Consider the following 14,070-nt stretch of genomic DNA (forward strand, 5'->3'; position numbering starts at 1 on the left):
GCCAGAGCCAAGACGATGACTCGACCACTGCGCCTCGCGCGGGGTCAGGGTCAGGGTCAGCCGCGGAGGCCGCAGAGGCCGCGGAGGCCGCGGAGGCCGCGGAGGCCAACGCTTCGGCGGTAGACGACGCTGCGCCCGACGCCTCCGCCGGGGAGCCTCCTCCAGCCGAGCCCCAGTCGCCTGACACCGTCGACGCTGGCGAGGCGGAGACGATGGACGCTTCGCTCCCGCAGCCCACCGCTGGCGCCGACGACAACGCACCGGCGCAGGCAGCCGATGACGCGACGGTAGCGGCGGAGCCCGGTTTCGAGGCCGCGCCAGAGGAGGGCGAGGCGCTGCGCCGCATCCTCGAGAGCCTGATCTTCGCGGCCGACAAGCCCCTCACCAACCAGCAGCTCCGGCGCATCACGGGGGCCTCGACCGCGGCGATCGAGGACGCTCTGGCGCGATCCCGCGAGCGCTTCGCTCAGACCGGCCTGGAGCTGGTCTCGGTCGGGGGGGGCCACCACTTTCGCACCGATCCGCAGCACGCGCATTGGGTGCGCCAGCTCTTCGGCGCCCGGCCGCAGCGCCTGACCCGTCCGATGCTCGAGGCGCTGGCGATCATCGCCTATCGTCAGCCGGTCACCCGCCCGGAGGTCGAGGACATCCGCGGCGTCGATTGCGGTGGCACCCTGCGCCTGTTGCTCGAGCGCAACCTGATCCGCATCATCGGCAAGAAAGAGGACGTCGGAAGACCGCTGCTCTACGGCACGACGAGGTACTTCCTCGAGTTCTTCCAGCTCAAGGAGCTGAAGGGCCTGCCGACCCTGCGCGAGTTCGCCGAGCTCTCTGAAGATCATCAGCGCGAGCTCGATTCGCGCTTCGGCGAGCAAACGAGTCGCGCGGCGGCTGGCGCCGGCGTCGCGGCGGCAGCCGAGGCCGTGGCGCCCGAGAGCACTGGCGAGAGCACTGGCGAGAGCACTGGCGAGAGCACTGGCGGCGGCGGCGAGGGCGTGGCCGCGGCGACCGCGGACGCTGCCCCAGCGGGCACTGCTGAGGCTTTCAGCGGCACGGCGTCGGCGTCGGCGCCGCGGCTCACGGCCGATGCGGCTGCCACGGCGCCCGAGGTCGATGACAGTGAGGTGCTGGCGGCCCTCGACCGCGCGATCGCCAGGGCCGATGCGTTGATGGGCGGCGCGCCACCGAGCGACGCCACCGCGCCCACCGATGACGAGGACTCCACCACCCACGACGCCACGCCAAACCCTTCGGCGACCGGAGCCTTCGACTCCGGCGCAGTGGATCCCGACGCAAGCGAGCCCGCGGAGCGCGTCATTGACGAAGACCGGGCCGCGGGCTAGCCCCGAGGACCGCGGCCAGAGGCCCATCATGCGTCTGCAACGCTTTCTTGCCCAAGCCGGCCTCAGCTCACGCCGTGGTGCCGCCACGCTCTTGGAGACGGGTCGCGTGGCCATCAATGGCAAGGTCGTGCTGGAACCCGGCGCTGCCGTCGACCCGGCCCGCGATCGCGTCACCCTCGACGGCCACCCGGTCGCCGCGCAGGCCGCGGTCTACGTCGTGCTCCACAAGCCACCCGGGACGATCTGCTCGACCCACGATCCCGAGGGTCGGGAGACGGTGCTCGATCTGGTGCAGGTCCCGGGCGCGCGGCTCTACCCCGTCGGCCGGCTCGACTACCTGACCTCGGGTGTCTTGCTGCTGACGAACGACGGCGGTCTGGCGCAGGCGCTGCTGCATCCGCGTCATGGCGTCGAGCGCACCTACCACGTCAAGGTGCAGGGCCTGCTCGACGACGGAGAGATGCACCAGCTCGCCGCCGGCGTCGTCCTCGACGGGCAACGCGCCGTAGCCAAGGTGGCGCGCCTCGCCAGCACGGGCCGCAACCTCTGGCTGGAGATGACCCTGACGCAGGGGCTGAACCATCAGATCCATCGCATGCTGGAGGCGATCAACCGCCGCGTCCTGCGCATCATCCGCGTCGAGTTCGCAGGTATTCGCGCCGATGACCTGCGGGCGGGGAAGTGGCGCGAGCTGAGCAACGAGGAGGTGGTGGCGCTGCGCCGACTCGCAGGCGCGTCGCCGCCGACCACGCGCCCGCGGACTAGCGCGACGCGCTCGACGGGAGGTCGGCGCGCGCCGGCAGCGCGTGCAAGAGGCGGTCGAGAACGCCGTTGATGAAGGCGCGCGATTCGCTGCTACCGTAGGCCTTGCCGATCTCCACCGCCTCATCCAAGACGACCTGCGGCGGCGCGTCGGGCGCCGCGCTCAAGAGCTCGAAGGTCGCGACGCGCAGGACGTTGCGGTCAACGCGACTCATCCGCACCACGCGCCAGTTCGGCGACGCGCGCTCGATCAGCCCATCGATCTCGGCCCGCCGCGCGACCACCCCGCGGCAGAGCTGCTCGGCGAAGGCGCGCGCGATCGGATCGATCTCGCCGCCATGATGGGCGAAGTGCTGCTCGAGCACCGTCTCGACCAGCGCGAAGTCCGCGCGTGTGTCGAGATCATAGAGCAGCTGCACGGCCGCCACCCTTCCGTCGCGTCGCAGACCCATCGCTCGCTACACCCTATCTCTACTGATCATTGTCCCTACGGATCATTGTCTCTGCGGCCGCCTGGCTCTAAGGGCCACTGGCTCCACGGCTCATTGTCGCTACCGATCAGGTTTGTCGCTAGGAGGGGCGTCGCCGCGCCTCAGCCGGCGGTCGGGTTGGCGCCGTCGAGCTGGCGAAAGAGGTCGGCCATCTCGATGGCTGCCAATGCCGCCTCGAAGCCCTTATTGCCGCCCTTGCTCCCGGCACGCTCGAGCGCCTGCTCCAGCGTGTCCGGCGTCATCACCCCAAAGCCGATCGGAATCCCGGTCTCGAGCTGCACCTGAGCCACGCCCTTGGTCACCTCGCTGGCGATGTGCTCGTGGTGCGGCGTGTCGCCGCGAATCACCGCGCCGAGGCAAATCACCGCCTCGAAGCGTCCGCTCGCCGCGAGGCGCTGCGCCACCGCGGGGATCTCGAAGGCGCCCGGCGTCCGATAGACCTCCACCGCCTCCGCGTCGCCGCCGGTGCGCCGCACGGCGTCGAGCGCGCCCTCGACCAAGCGATCGGTGATCAATGCGTTGAAGCGCCCAGCCACGATCGCCAGCCGCAGGCCAGCCGCGGCCAGCTTCCCCTCAAACACGCGTGCCATCTGCTCTGCTCCCACTTCTTGTCGGCTATTGGCGATTGAGCCCGACACGTTCGACCACGTTCAGCCCGTAGCCCGAAAGCCCGACGATCCGGCGCGGATTGTCGGTCATCAGCCGGATGCGAGACAAGCCCAACTGCCGCAATAGTTGCGCCCCGAGCCCGAGCTCGCGCAGCTCCGGCAACTGCGGCGGCTGGCCCGGATCGGCGCGCTCGAAGGTGCGCGCCGCTTCGAAGTGTCGCACCTGCTCGCCAAGATCCACGTGCTCCGGCAAGACGTAGACAAAGACCCCGCAGCCCGCCTCCTCGATCAGCCGCAGCGCGCGCAGGTTCTTGCTGGCGCCCGGGCCGCGCTCGACGCCGAGCACGTCATTGAGCAGGGAGGCTCGATGCATCCGCACGAGCACCACCTCGTCGGGCTTCGGCTGCCCCAACACCAGGGCCACGAACTGCACCCCGCCGACCGCTGCCGCATAGACGCACATCCGAAACTCGCGCTCGAGCCCCGCGGGCACGGCCCGCGTCTCAGCGACGCAGCGGAGCTGCTGCTCACGCTGCAGGCGATGCTCGATCAGCTGCGCGATCGTCAGGATGCCGAGCCCGTGCTGCCGCGCGAAGCGCTCGAGGTCGGGACGCCGCGCCATCGTGCCATCGTCCTTCATGATCTCGCAGATGACGCCCGCCGGCTCGAAGCCCGCCAGACGCGCCAGGTCGACGGAGCCCTCGGTCTGCCCGCTGCGTACCAACACCCCGCCCTCGCGCGCGCCGATCGTCATCACGTGGCCCGGCGTCACGAGATCGTGCGGTTGGGCGTCGGCGGCCACTGCCGCGCGGATCGTGCGCGCACGATCCGCCGCCGAGATACCCGTCGTGACGCCCTCGCGGGCCTCGACGCTGACATGAAAGCAAGTGCCGAAGCGTGACTCGTTGCGCTCGGCCATCGGCGGCAGCCGCAGGCGTCGCAGGCGGTCGGCGGTCATCGTCAGGCAGATCAACCCGCGCCCGTGGCAGGCCATGAAGGCGACATCCTCGGCCCTGACCTTTTCGGCCACCATGCAGAGATCGCCTTCGTTCTCACGATCCTCGTCGTCGACGAGAATCACCTGTCGGCCGGCCCGAAGCTGCTCGACGGCCTGCTCGACCTCGAGCACCAGCGACTGATCGCCCCAGCTGCCGCCGCCAGCCGTGTTACCCAGCCCTGTCACGAACTCACCTCATCCACCGCGGCCAAACGCTGTCGCCCACCGGCTAGCGCCCACGCGCGCCGCTCAATAGCCCTGTTCACGTAGCCATGCCTGGTCGAAGCGCGCAACACCGCTGCCGCCCGCCGCCAGCCCGCCAAGGAGGCGTTCGACGTATTTGGCGAGAATATCGACCTCGAGGTTGACCGCCGCGCCGACCCGTCGATCGCCGAGGACGGTCGCCTCCAGCGTATGCGGCACCAACGCGACGCTGAAATCACAGGCGTCGAGGCGCGCCACCGTCAGACTGACGCCGTCGACGGTGATCGACCCTTTTGCCGCGACATAACGCAGCAGCTCCGGCGCGGCGCCGATCCGCAGCTCCCAGCCTCCGTCGCGCGGCCCCTGCGCCAGGACCGTGCCGCGGTCATCGACATGCCCCTGGACCAGGTGGCCACCGAGGACGTCGCCGACCCGCAGCGCGGGCTCGAGATTGACGCGAGCGCCGACCCGCAGCGCGCCGAGCGTCGAACGTCGCAGCGTTTCGGCGACCACGGTGGCGCTGACGCGCCCCTCCTTCGGGGCGCCCACGGTCAAGCAGACACCGTTGACGGCCAGGCTATCGCCGCTCTTCAGCCCCGCCGCCAGCCGCGTGCTGATCGTCAGCGCGCAGCCGTCAGCTTGCGGCAAGAGCGCGAGCACGCTCCCCACGTCCTGGATCAGCCCGGTGAACATCCGCGCAACCCGCTCTCCCTCTGCCGCGTTAGCCCGCTGGCCACGCCACGCGGCCGCTGATCTCGAGGTCCACGCCGAGCCGACGCATCCGCAGCCGCTCAAGCTCCACGGCCTGCGCCACGCGGGCGACGGGACCGACCCCCAGGAGCAAGGGCAGCGCCTCCGCGTCACCGAGCAGCTTGGGCGCGACGAAGCACACCAGCTCGTCCACCAGGCGCTGGCGCCACAACGCGCCCGCCAGCGTCGGTCCGCCCTCGACCAGCAGCGAGCAGCAGCCCCGCTCGGCGAGCAAGGCCAAGAGCGCGGCGAGTTTGACCCGTCCGCGCTGCGACGCAACCACGATCACGCTCGCGCCGGCCCGCTCGAGCGCCCGGACACGCTCGGCGTCGGCGGCGCCCGCCCGGGTCGTGACGATCCAGGTGGCGGCGCTCGAGCGCCGCGTCAACTGCACCAGGGCGGCGCTCGGCGGCGTACGCAGGCGGCTGTCGACGACCACGCGCAGCGGATCGCGACCGCCGCGGAGGCCGCGCACGTTGAGCAGCGGATCATCTCTGAGCACCGTGCCCACCCCGACCATCACCGCGTCCTGCGCGTCGCGCAGCCGATGCGCCGCCGCGCGGGCGACGGGCCCCGTGATCCAGCGGGCGTCGCCGCTACGCGCCGCCACCCGGCCGTCGAGTGTCATCGCCGTCTTCAGCGTGACCAGCGGACGACCGGAGGAGACGCGCTTGACGAAGGCGCGATTGAGCGCCTCGCAGTCCTCCGCCAGGACGCCGCACCTCACCTCGAGGCCCGCGCGGCGCAGCGCCCGCAGGCCGCGCCCATGCACGAGGGGATGTGGATCGATCATCCCGACGACGACCCGCCGCACCCCCGCCGCCACGATCGCCTCGACGCAGGGCGGCGTGCGTCCGTGATGGCAGCAGGGCTCCAGGTTGACGAAGAGCTCGGCCCCGCGGGCGCGGGCGCCCGCCCGGCGCAGGGCCTCCACCTCCGCGTGGGGACTGCCCACGCGCCGATGATATCCACGGCCGACCACCTCGTCGCCATCGACCAGCAGGGCGCCAACGAGGGGATTGGGGCTCGTGCGGCCCCGCGCCCGGGCGGCGAGCGCCAGCGCCAGCCGCATCAGCCGGGCGTCGCGCTCGACCGCGTCCGCGCCGCGCGAGGGCATCGCGCCTAGGTCGCGCTTTCGCGCTGCTGCAGCAAGTGCTTGAGCTCGTCGAGGAACTCGTTGACGTCGCGAAACGAGCGGTAGACCGAAGCGAAGCGGACATAGGCGACGCCGTCGAGCAGGCGCAGCCGTTCCATGACGCGCTCGCCAATATAGCTCGAAGGGATCTCCTTCTCGCCGAGGCCCTGGAACTCCTTCTCCAGGTCGTCGATGATCTGATCGATAGCCGCCGCCGAGACCGGTCGCTTCTCGCACGCGCGGCGAATGCCCGCCAGGACCTTGCCCGCGATCGTAGCTGACGCGGCTGCCGTCCTTCTTCACCACCATCGGCGCCAGCTCTTCGACGCGCTCGTAGGTCGTGAAGCGGCTGCCGCAGTCATCACACTCGCGACGCCGCCGGATGACATGCGCGTCCTTGGAAAGGCGCGAGTCGATCACGCGATTCTGCAGACTGAGGCAGAAGGGGCACTTCACGACCAGCCGATCCCTTCCGACACCGCGCCGTCAGTCGCCAGTGTAGCGCTTGAGGATCAAACAGGCGTTGGTGCCGCCGAAGCCGAAGCTGTTGCTCAGCGCGGCCTCCACCTGCAGCTCACGGGGCTGGTTCGGCACGTAGTCGAGGTCGCAGTCGGGGTCCGGATGCTCGTAGTTGATGGTCGGCGGGATGATGCCGCGCGCCAACGCCAGGGCGGTGATCGAGGTCTCGACGCCCCCGGCGGCGCCAAGCAGGTGCCCCGTCATCGACTTGGTCGAGCTCACCGCCATCCGAGGGGCGTGGTCGCCAAAGACCGCCTTGATCGCCTGCGTCTCGATCGCGTCGTTCATCCGCGTCGAGGTGCCATGCGCGTTGATGTACCCGATGTCGCTCGGATCGAGCCGCGCCGAGCGCAGCGCCATTTGCATGCAACGCTGGGCGCCGCGGCCCCCCGGCGACGGGGCGGTGATGTGGTGGGCATCGCCGTTGAGTCCGTACCCGGCGAGCTCGGCATAAATCGGGGCGCCACGTTGCTTGGCACGCTCGAGCAGCTCGAGGATGACGATCCCGGCGCCCTCACCGATCACGAACCCGTCGCGCTCGGCGTCGAAGGGGCGACTGGCGCGCTGCGGGTCGTCATTACGGCGGGAGAGCGCCTTGGCCGCGTTGAAGCCGCCGACGCCCAGCGGCGTAATGGTCGCCTCGGTCCCACCGGCGAACATTACGTCGGCGTCCCCGCGCTCGATGCAGCGGTAGGCGTCGCCGATCGCGTGGGCGCCGCTGCTGCAGGCCGAGACCTGACTGAGGTTCGGCCCGCGCGCCCCGTAGCGGATCGAGATGTGACCTGGCGCAATGTTGACGATGATCGCTGGAACGAAGTAGGGCGACATCCGCCGCGGCCCGCGCTCGAGCAGCAGGCTGTGCGTCTCCTCGAGGGTGCTGACGCCACCGAGCCCGGCTCCGACGAAGACGCCGACCTGATCGGCCTCGTCCTCGCCAAACTCGAGCCCGGCGTCGGCACGCGCCAACTCCGCCGCGGCCAACGCGAACTGCGTGAAGCGATCGAGCGTCTTGGACAGCCGCTTGTCGATCCAGACGGTCGGATCGAAGTCCTTGACCTCGCACCCGAAGGTGGTCACGAACTCCTTGGTGTCAAAGAGGGTGATCGGCGCCGCGCCGGACTGCCCCCGCAGCAACGCCGGCCACGCCACATCGATACCGATGCCGACCGGCGTCACCAGCCCGATCCCTGTGATTACCACGCGCCGACTCATACCCGCTCCGTCAAGTACCCGCTCCGTCAAGTACCCGCTCCGTCAAGTACCCGCTCCGTCAAGTACCCGTTCCGTCAGGGCCCACTGCGCGCACTGCGCACGCCACCCCAGCAGCGTCTGCGGACCCACCGGGCGCCACTGTGCGTGGGTCTCCCCGGTGGCGCAGGGCTGCCCCGGTCGCGTCGCCTACTTGGCGTGGTTCTGGATGTAGCTAATCGCGTCCTGGACGGTGCGGATCTTCTCCGTATCCTCGTCCGGGATCTCGACGCCGAAGGTCTCCTCGAGTGCCAGCACCAGCTCGACCACCGCCAGCGAATCCGCCTTGAGGTCATCGGTGAACGACGCCTCGGCGCGGATCTTATCCGGCTCGATCTCTAGCTGCTTGCTGATGATGTCGATCACTTTCTTGGTGATATCGTCGCTCATCCTGATTCTCCAGCGGGAGGAAGCGCCTCCCGGTAGCGGGGCCCCTGGCATGCCGTGCGACCACCGCGCCGACACAGAAAATCTGCCGACACTACATATACAGACCACCGTTGACGCGCAAGACCTGACCTGTGATGTACGCAGCTCCGGGGCCGCAAAGGAAGCGGACCGCGTCCGCCACGTCGCGCGGCTCGCCGATGCGACCGAGCGGAATAGCCGCCACCAGCCGTTCGCGGTTCTCGCCCTGCACATGGTCGTCGGTCATCCGCGTGGCGATGAAACCGGGCGCGACGGCATTCACCGTCACACCGCGACCGGCGAGCTCGCGGGCCAGACTGCGAGTGAGCCCGATCAGCCCGGCCTTGGAGGCTGAATAAGCCACCTGGCCGGCGTTGCCCTGCTCGCCGACGACCGAGGATATGTTGACGATCCGACCCCCGCTGCGCGCCTTGAGCAGGTGCCGCGCGGCCGCCTTGCAGAAATAGAAGGCGCCGCTCAGATTGATATCGAGCGTGCGCGCCCAATCCTCGCGCTTCAGCCGCAGCAAGAGCCCGTCGATCGCGATCCCCGCGTTGTTGACGAGGATATCGAGCGTGCCAAAGCGCTCGACCACCGCGGCGACGGTGCGCTCTACCGCGTCCGCGTCGGAGACATCGCAGCGGAAATACGCGGCCGTGCCGCCGACCGCCTGCAGCGCTGCCTCGCCGCTCTCGGCGAGGTCACAGATCGCCAGTCGCGCGCCCGCTGCCGCCAGCAGCTTCGCCGTCTCGAGCCCGATGCCCTGGGCTCCGCCGGTCACCAGCGCCGTGCGCCCCTCGAGGTCCTTGCTGCTCGCCGTCAACACGACCTCCTGCTCGGGGCTCATGACGGACTCGCCTCTGCCGCCCAGCAGTCAGCATGACCGCTGATTGCGACCACGCCCAACCCAGCGGCACGCTGCTCACGCAGCGCCTCGATCTGCTCGGGACTCTCCACGGCATCCACTGCCACTTCGGGGCAGACGCGGCGAATCAGCCCGCTCAGCACCTTTCCGGGGCCGAGCTCCAGGATCCAACCGACCCCGAGCGCCGACAGCCGCTGCACCGATTGCTCCCAGCGAACCGGTGCGGTGACCTGCGTCGCCAGCAGCTCGGCCACCCGCCCGTGGTCCTGATTCACCTCGGCCTCGACGTTGGTCACCAGCGGTACGCGCAAGGGGTGAATCGCGACCGCAGCCAGCGCCTCACGCAAACGGTCCGCGGCCGGCTGCATCAAAGGGCAATGAAAGGGCGCGCTGACCTTGAGCGGCACTGCCCGCGCCCCCCGGGCCTTGGCCAGCGCCATCCCGCGCGCGACAGCTCCGAGGTGCCCGGCGATCACGATCTGCTTCCCGCCGTTGAAGTTGGCTGGCGCCAGGATCTCGTCCCCGGCAGCCTCGGCGCAGAGCTCGGCTACCGCCGCCTCCTCCAGGCCCATCACCGCGGCCATGCCCCCCTGCCCGGCGGGGACCGCGTCCTGCATGAAGCGCCCGCGCTGATGGACCAGTCTGACGGCGTCCTCGAGCGTCAGGGCTCCCGCTGCGACCAGCGCGCTGTACTCGCCGAGGCTGTGTCCAGCCACGATCTGCGGCCGCACGCCAAGCTCGCGTCGCACGACAGCATGCACGGCCATGCTCACGGTCAGGATGGCGGGTTGGCCATTCGCCGTCAGCTTGAGCTGATCGTCCGGCCCCTCGAAGCAGAGCCGCGAAATCGAGAAGCCGAGCGCCTCGTCGGCGCGCTCGAAGATCTCTCGAGCCTCAGGGTAGCGCTCGGCCAGCGCGCGACCCATCCCGACCTGCTGGGCGCCCTGTCCGGGAAATACGAAGGCGATCATTTAACGCTCTCCTCTGACGCTCCTCTGACGAGCCCGCGCCGGCCCAGGCCCTCAGTCCTACACAGCGACACCGGCACGCCAGCGCCGCGATCCCGGCCGCGATCCCAGCAGTCAGCGACGCGGCCCCGGCGGCCCTACAGCGCCACCCACTCCACCCCTTATTACCACTCCAGCAAGGCGGACCCCCAGGCCACGCCGGCTCCGAGCGCGGTCAGGAGCACCAGGTCACCGCGCTTGAGGCGACCGTGCTCGACCGCCTCGGACATCGCGATCGGCACCGAGGCCGACGATGTATTGCCATACTTCTCGATGTTGTTGAAGAAGCGCTCGAGCGGTATTCCTGTGCGCTGGCTGATGCCCTCGATGATGCGCATGTTGGCCTGATGCGCGAAGACGAGGTCGACCTCGGCCGTCGTGCGGCCGTTGCGCTCGAGCACGGTGGTCGCGGCAGCCGACATGCTCTTCACCGCCTGGGTGAAGACCTGCCGCCCGTTCATCCGCACGAAGTGGCGCCGCCGCTCGATGGTCGCCAGACTCGCGGGCTCACGGCTACCGCCGCCCGGGATCTCGAGCTGGGAGGCATGCGCGCCGTCGGCGCCAAGCGAGACGTCGACGAGCCGTTGCCCTTGTCCTGGCTCGGCGCGCGTCAGCACCGCGGCCCCCGCGCCGTCGCCGAAAAGGACGCAGGTCGAACGATCGGTCCAGTCCGTCACGCGCGAAAGGATTTCGGCGCCGACGACCAGCACCCGGCCGTAACGACCGGCCTTCAGCATCGCCTCGGCGATGCCGAGTCCGTAGACAAAACCAGCGCAAGCGGCCGAGATATCGAAGGCCGGGATCTGCGACAACCCCAGCTTATGCTGCAGGTGAACCGCAGTGGAGGGCGCCTGCGTGTCGGGCGTGATCGTCGCGACGATCAGCGCGTCGAGTCGCTCGACGGGCAGCTCAGCCTGTTGGCAGGCCGCGCGCGCCGCCGCTGCCGCGAGATCCGAGGTCGCCTGGTCGTCGGGAAGGATCCGCCGCTCGCGAATGCCGGTGCGCTCGACGATCCACTGATCCGTCGTGTCCACCATCCGCTCCAATTCGGCGTTGGTCAGGACGCGCTCGGGCACGGCGCGCCCGACGCCGGCTATGCGGATGGCTTGCATCGTCTCCGTGCCCACGCGCGCCTAGCCCTCGTCCTCCGGCTGCGCGATGATCACGCGCCCGCCGTACTTTCCGCAGGACGGACAGACGCGGTGTGCCAGCCTTGGCTCGCCACAGCTCGGGCACGCCGCCACGTTGGCCGGGGCGACGCGATCATGGTTGGCGCGCCGCTTGGCGCTCCGAGAGCTCGACTGCCGTTTCTTGGGGACCGCCATCGCTCCACCCCTTCATGGCCGTTGACGGCCCTTCGTTTGCGCCGTTTCCGCAACGGCCCTTCCTACGCACCGTCGCCACGCACCGTCGCCGTGGCGACCTCAGGCCGTCGCCGTGGCGACCTCAGGCCGTCGCCGTGGCGACCTCACGACTTCAGCCGCGCCAGCGTTTCCTTCCAGGCCGGAGCCTCGTGGCCACTCTCTACCGCGGCCACGGAGCCGCCACAGCCCTCACCGCAAAGCGGCGCGATCGGCAGCGCGAGCACGAGCAGCTCGCAGAGCACACCCTGAGGTCGATCTGCGCGCCGTCGTGGCTCGAGACCTCGAGGTCCTCGCCCGCCAGCTCGATCTCTCGATCGACCGCCCGATCGCGCGCCGCGTCCGCATCGTCCATCCCCGCGCTCGGGGGCACGAAGCAGAGCTCAAGCGCCCGCTCCGTCACGACAATCGCGGCTGGCCCGAGGCAGCGGCTGCAGGGCACCCAATATTTGCCGCGCACCGCGCCGTGCAGGCGCACAGTCTCGCCGCGACGCGTGAGCTGGCCTTCGAGTGCCGCCTCGCAGTCGCCCTCGGCGAGCTCCACGCCGCACTCGGCGAGCGTCTCCCGCACCCGGTCCGAGCCCCAGACCACAGCGACCTCGCGGCCGCCCGATCCTATGTCTCTAAGCTTCAAGGTTCGTGATAACCAGGCTCTAAGCGCAACCCGATTGGCCCCGAAGGACTACAGGCACCCCGCCCGCTCTGTCAAGCAAAAGCCGGGTCGACGAAGCCGGGCCCGGCGCCTTCGAGCCGCGGCGCGCCGTCGGCGGATCCTACCGCCCCGCGGTGTTGCCCAGCGCGCTGCCGCCAAAGAGCAGGAGCTGTCGTAGGTCCTCGTCGTTGAAGCGGATCTGGAAGCCCATCAGGTAGTCGCGCCCGCCGCCAACCCCGTCCCGCGGACGGTCGTTGAAGGCATCGTCGACCCCGCCGACCACGTAGAGCCGCTTGAGGAACTCCCAGGCCGCCACGACCTTCAGCCGCGGAGAGAGGTTGGCGTCGAAGTCGTAGAGATCGGACCAGACCTGCAGCCGATCGCCGGGCAGGCGCACATCGAGCCCGATGCCCCCCGTGCTCTCCTTGATGCCGAAGCGGAAGGTCGTCTCGACCGCCGAGAAGCGGATGCGCTTGGCGAATTGGAAGGTCAGGCGAAAGGCATCGCTCAACACCACGCGGTCCTCCCGCGTCAGGCCGGGCCGCGTCGGATCGTCCGTGCGGGTGATGGTCGTGCTCGCGCTCCGACGGCCCCGCGGATCGTCGATCAGCTCGATCAGATAGAACTTATCGGGCCGCGGCCAGAGCTCGATCGTGACGTAGGTCTTGATCGATCCGGCCTCGAAGTTGTACTCGCTGCGGAGCCCAACGACCGTTTGCAGCTCGGTAAAGGACTTCACCAAACTGCCAGCGTCGCGAACCACCTCCTCGACGCCGGTCACCAGCTCATCATCCTTGAGCAGGCGACCCAGGTTGCCCTTCCCCTCCTGCAGGTCGCCCGTCAGCCCCTGGATGTTGCCGAGGGCCGCATCGAGCTTCTGCGCCGCCTTCGTCAGCGTCCCCAGGCTCTGGCGGATGTCCTGATCGATTTTGCCGTCACCGATCATGGCCCGCAGCGCCCCGGTGGTGGCCCGGACGTTCTCGAGGATGCCGCTGAAGTCGCGATCGGCGCCGGCGGCGAGCTTGCGCACGTCGCGGGTGATCACCGCCAAGTTGTCGACCACCGACTTGATCGCCTGACGGTTCTCCGCCACGCCGTCGTTGACGTTCTCGCCGATCGACTGCAGCGGTCCGTGCGTGAAGCGCTGCACGTCGCGCAGCAGCTCGCGCATGATCGGCAGCAGCTCGCCGAACTGCTGGACCACGATCGGCGCGGTCGAGGCCTCGACGACGAAGCGGATCTCGTCGCCGATAGCCAGCTGTTCGCCGACGTGGCGCTTTCCCGCCTCGTCGATCCACTCATAGGTCCCTGGATCGATCTCCAGGTAGAACTCCCCGAGCAGCGACGCACTGCGCTTGAAGATCCGCGCGTTGCTGTAGAGCAGCACGCCGCGCTTGAGCGCGACCTCGATGCGGGCAAAGCGCTGTTGCGCCACCAGATCCGCGCGCGGTGGGCGCACCGTCAGCTCGCGCGCCACGACGTGACCGACGTTGAGCCCGGCGATCTGCACGCGAGACTTCTCGACCAGCAACGTCGCATCGCGGAAGTATGCGTGCAGGCGGAAGGGCTGGGCCTCGCCGCCGCAGCCGCCCTTGGCCAAGAGCATGAAGACCCAGTAGCAGGCCGCGAACGCCAGCAGGAAGGTCGCGCTGACCTTGATCGCGGGAGCGAGCGATTTCACGATTTCACGAGCTCCCGCGCCAACAAGCCAACAGCAATA

15 protein-coding genes and 1 pseudogene are annotated in these 14,070 nt (G+C 69.6%); 2 read left to right on the top strand and 14 right to left on the bottom strand.

The annotated features are described in order from the left end of the window. Positions 1-212 precede the first annotated feature (212 nt). Positions 213-1,343 (top strand): SMC-Scp complex subunit ScpB, encoded by a 1,131-nt coding sequence (gene scpB / locus IPL40_13745; protein MBK8482208.1) that lies wholly within the window; start codon positions 213-215, stop codon positions 1,341-1,343. Positions 1,344-1,371: 28 nt separating this feature from the next. Further along, entirely contained in the window at positions 1,372-2,178 is an 807-nt protein-coding gene (locus IPL40_13750; GenBank protein MBK8482209.1) for an rRNA pseudouridine synthase, read from the top strand. Here the strand turns inward: IPL40_13750 and nusB are convergent. The 14 genes and pseudogenes from nusB to IPL40_13820 all read right to left on the bottom strand — a co-directional run bounded on the left by nusB (position 2,105) and on the right by IPL40_13820 (position 14,031). Continuing rightward, positions 2,105-2,557 (bottom strand): transcription antitermination factor NusB, encoded by a 453-nt coding sequence (gene nusB, locus IPL40_13755; GenBank protein MBK8482210.1) that lies wholly within the window; start codon positions 2,555-2,557, stop codon positions 2,105-2,107. The genes IPL40_13750 and nusB overlap by 74 nt on opposite strands. A 140-nt stretch (positions 2,558-2,697) precedes the next feature. Continuing rightward, positions 2,698-3,186: a 6,7-dimethyl-8-ribityllumazine synthase gene (locus IPL40_13760; protein MBK8482211.1), complete on the bottom strand. Its 489-nt coding sequence runs from the start codon at positions 3,184-3,186 to the stop codon at positions 2,698-2,700. 25 nt (positions 3,187-3,211) lie between these two features. Further along, entirely contained in the window at positions 3,212-4,336 is a 1,125-nt protein-coding gene (gene ribB / locus IPL40_13765) for a 3,4-dihydroxy-2-butanone-4-phosphate synthase (protein MBK8482212.1), read from the bottom strand. A 114-nt stretch (positions 4,337-4,450) separates the two neighbouring features. Next, positions 4,451-5,098 carry a riboflavin synthase gene (locus IPL40_13770; protein ID MBK8482213.1) on the bottom strand — a complete coding sequence of 216 codons (648 nt, stop codon included), beginning with the start codon at positions 5,096-5,098 and terminating at the stop codon, positions 4,451-4,453. Positions 5,099-5,126: 28 nt separating this feature from the next. Beyond that, positions 5,127-6,272 carry a bifunctional diaminohydroxyphosphoribosylaminopyrimidine deaminase/5-amino-6-(5-phosphoribosylamino)uracil reductase RibD gene (ribD, locus tag IPL40_13775; GenBank protein MBK8482214.1) on the bottom strand — a complete coding sequence of 382 codons (1,146 nt, stop codon included), beginning with the start codon at positions 6,270-6,272 and terminating at the stop codon, positions 5,127-5,129. Between the two features lie 5 nt (positions 6,273-6,277). Next, positions 6,278-6,746, bottom strand: a pseudogene (gene nrdR, locus IPL40_13780) (transcriptional repressor NrdR). Between the two features lie 30 nt (positions 6,747-6,776). Continuing rightward, positions 6,777-8,021, bottom strand: coding sequence for a beta-ketoacyl-ACP synthase II (gene fabF, locus IPL40_13785; GenBank protein ID MBK8482215.1), 1,245 nt, complete (start codon positions 8,019-8,021; stop codon positions 6,777-6,779). A 186-nt stretch (positions 8,022-8,207) separates the two neighbouring features. Then, complete coding sequence (acpP, locus tag IPL40_13790) at positions 8,208-8,447, bottom strand: acyl carrier protein (protein ID MBK8482216.1); 240 nt, start codon at positions 8,445-8,447, stop codon at positions 8,208-8,210. Between the two features lie 91 nt (positions 8,448-8,538). Further along, positions 8,539-9,312 (bottom strand): 3-oxoacyl-ACP reductase FabG, encoded by a 774-nt coding sequence (locus tag IPL40_13795; GenBank protein ID MBK8482217.1) that lies wholly within the window; start codon positions 9,310-9,312, stop codon positions 8,539-8,541. Continuing rightward, positions 9,309-10,301, bottom strand: a complete 993-nt coding sequence (fabD, locus tag IPL40_13800) for an ACP S-malonyltransferase (protein MBK8482218.1) — start codon at positions 10,299-10,301, stop codon at positions 9,309-9,311. Before fabD ends, IPL40_13795 begins: the two co-directional genes overlap by 4 nt. Positions 10,302-10,462: 161 nt before the next feature. Continuing rightward, positions 10,463-11,449 (bottom strand): ketoacyl-ACP synthase III, encoded by a 987-nt coding sequence (locus tag IPL40_13805; GenBank protein MBK8482219.1) that lies wholly within the window; start codon positions 11,447-11,449, stop codon positions 10,463-10,465. A 21-nt stretch (positions 11,450-11,470) separates the two neighbouring features. Next, entirely contained in the window at positions 11,471-11,662 is a 192-nt protein-coding gene (rpmF, locus tag IPL40_13810; GenBank protein ID MBK8482220.1) for a 50S ribosomal protein L32, read from the bottom strand. Between the two features lie 199 nt (positions 11,663-11,861). Continuing rightward, a complete protein-coding gene (locus IPL40_13815) occupies positions 11,862-12,290 on the bottom strand; it encodes a hypothetical protein (GenBank protein ID MBK8482221.1) in 429 nt (142 codons plus the stop codon). A 181-nt stretch (positions 12,291-12,471) separates the two neighbouring features. Beyond that, positions 12,472-14,031, bottom strand: a complete 1,560-nt coding sequence (locus IPL40_13820) for an MCE family protein (GenBank protein ID MBK8482222.1) — start codon at positions 14,029-14,031, stop codon at positions 12,472-12,474. Between the last annotated feature and the right edge of the window lie 39 nt (positions 14,032-14,070).

Source organism: Pseudomonadota bacterium, assembly GCA_016711215.1.
Classification (GTDB): Bacteria; Myxococcota_A; Polyangia.